Origin of the sequence: Sphingomonas sp. 3-13AW (genome assembly GCF_049311085.1) — a bacterium.
Classification (GTDB): Bacteria; Pseudomonadota; Alphaproteobacteria; order Sphingomonadales; family Sphingomonadaceae; genus Sphingomonas.
This window is the reverse complement of the sequence record NZ_JASNVZ010000049.1, coordinates 1-2,474: the sequence shown is the minus strand read 5'-3', so window position 1 is coordinate 2,474 and position 2,474 is coordinate 1. Positions and strand designations below refer to the sequence as shown.

General features: G+C 64.8%; 2 protein-coding genes. Both read left to right on the top strand.

Translation table 11 applies throughout. The annotated features are described in order from the left end of the window. Positions 1 to 1,461 (top strand): hypothetical protein (locus tag QP045_RS21425; RefSeq protein ID WP_422517033.1); only part of this gene is annotated, 1,461 nt, incomplete at its 5' end. Between the two features lie 12 nt (positions 1,462 to 1,473). Beyond that, positions 1,474 to 2,373 (top strand): hypothetical protein, encoded by a 900-nt coding sequence (locus tag QP045_RS21420; protein ID WP_422517032.1) that lies wholly within the window; start codon positions 1,474 to 1,476, stop codon positions 2,371 to 2,373. Positions 2,374 to 2,474: the final 101 nt, after the last annotated feature.

The window sequence follows — 2,474 nt, the reverse complement described above, 5'->3', positions numbered from 1 at the left end:
CCGGGCAAGTCCGGCGACGATGCCGCGCTCGACGCGCACGATGCGGCGAACAAGGCCTATTCGCAGTCGGTCTACATGCGCCGTGTCACCACCGTTCAGCGGCCGACCTCGCCCTATGTGCTGCTGGCGGTGTACGGCCAGTCGCTGGCACAGGGCGACGAGACCTGGCCGGCGCTGTCCCGCACCAATCGCTTCGGCAACCTGATGCTGGGCGACAGCGTCCAGTACCTTGGCGGGGGCGTCAACACGACGACCGGCACCTTCCTGCCGGTGGGCGGCGCCGACGTGCTGAAGCCGCTCGTGGCGGTGACGTTTTCGAACAACAGCACGTTCGTTGATGCGGCGGGCGAGGCGCAGCTCGCACCCGGGAATGGCGCGCGCGGCGAGCCGATCAACCACGGCTGGGCGAACGGTGCCCGCTATGCGCTCGGCCAGTATCTGCTGAACGAAGACTATGCCTCCCGGCGGTTCGTCTCGGTCAACATAGCGGTCTCGGGCGCGACGATCGGCGAGCTGTCGAAGAACCACACCGAGGGCGGGAGCGAGAGCTACGGGCGCTACACGAGCGCCATCACCAAGGTGAAGGCCATCGCAGCTGCCGAGGGTAAGACTGTCACCGTGGGCGCAGTCGGCTACCTGCAGGGAGAGCACGACTATTCCCAGGCGAGCGGTCACAATTCTCTGAACCGCACCTATGCAACGTACCGCCAGAAGTTCGAGGCAATGATCGCCAATATGCAGGGCGACGCGGTTGCCATCACCGGGCAGGCCCTGCCCCCGCTATTCCTGACCTACCAGACCAGCGGCAGCTACACCCGCGACGTGGATGGAGACGGCGTTCCCGGCCTGCATATCGGCATGGCGCAGCTCGACGCGGTGCTTGCCAATCGCGCGACCACCGCAATGGTCGGACCAGCCTACCCGTACACGGACAAGGGCGGGCATCTCGACAGCAACGGCTCGCGCTGGTTCGGTCACCAGTTCGCCAAGGTCTATCACCATGTCGCCGTGGAAGGCCGGGCTTGGGAGCCGCTGCGCCCCATCAAGATCACCAGGTCGGGCACGTCGACGATCTATGTCTCGTACCATGTTCCGTTCGGCCCGCTCGTCTTTGACGAGCCGCAGATTTCGGGCGGGAACGAATACAGCAACTCGTCGAAGGGCTTTCGCCTCACCGACGATGCGGGTGCGATCGGGATCGCGGAGGTGTCGATCGTGCGCGACACCATCATCCGCATCACCACGACGCGCCCGATCGGGGCGAACGCCAGGGTCTGGTACGCCAGCCAGGGCACCACGGGTAACGGCATGGTGCGCGACAGTGACCCGGCCGTCGCCTGCGACAACTACGTCTACGAGCCCGAGCGCGGAATGTACCCGACCGCCAACATCTCTCAGTTCGTGAACAAGCCTTACCCGCTCTGGAATTGGAGCGTCGCCTTTTTCCTTCCGGTCGCTTGAGGAGCCGATCCCATGTCCATTCTTATCACTGTGCCAGCCGCGGACTTCAGCGCGATCGGCAACCCCAAGGTCAACAAGCTGCTCTACGGCTTCCCGGCTGATAACCTGGAAGCGCTGCACTTCTTCGAAAGCGGCACCGTGGGCGAGCCCTATGTTGGCCCCAGCGCTGACCAGAGCGGCAAGGGCAACACCGCGCCGCTTATCCCCGGTTCCTCGGCGTTCAAGACTGCTGGCGGCGTAGCAACGTCGCTCGAGCGAACCACGCGGACGGCAGGCTTCGGGATTTTCTCGCCTGTGCCGCTCACCGACCGTTTCACCGTGTTTGGCGTAAGCCGCAACTTGCTTGCCCCGGATGCGGCAATCGTCGGCAACTTCCTCGTGCCGTGGTCCGCTTCGGGCGACTGGAACACGCCCGCGCAGCCGCTCATGACGAACACCAACCGGGCGTCTGTCAACGGTGCGGACGGGCTGCTGCATATCAACCAGCAGAACAACGGTACGGGTAGCACGGCGGCAGAGATTGCAGCGCTGTCGTTTCGTGCGACGCCCAACAATTCCCAAGCGTGGGGCGGCGGGCAGGTTCGCCCCGGTGTCGTCCAGTCGGGAACTCCAAAGGATTCGTTTATCGCCTGGGCGCTGTCGTTCGATAGGGCTGCGGGGTACACTTTCCGAGCGCTGGGCCAGGGGGGCACCATCACCGATCCCGAACACGCGGCGCTGTGGATTGACTATCAGAAGTCCGTCGGCGCCCGGCATGTGTTCGGGGCCGTGGGCTACACCTCACAGACGATCGTCGGCGAAATGGCGATGGCCGGCATCTACAAGAACGTCAGCAAGACGGCAGGCGAGATGGATGCACTGATCGCCGTCCTGAAGAGCCGCATGGCGTTGCGCGGGATCACCGCCCTCTGAGGCGCCCCCTCCCGAGATGAAGCGAAGCCCGGCGCGCTCCGGGCAGGGAGAGTTCCCATGAACCCACTTTGGGGAATGTTCGCGGTGCTCGTGGGCACCTT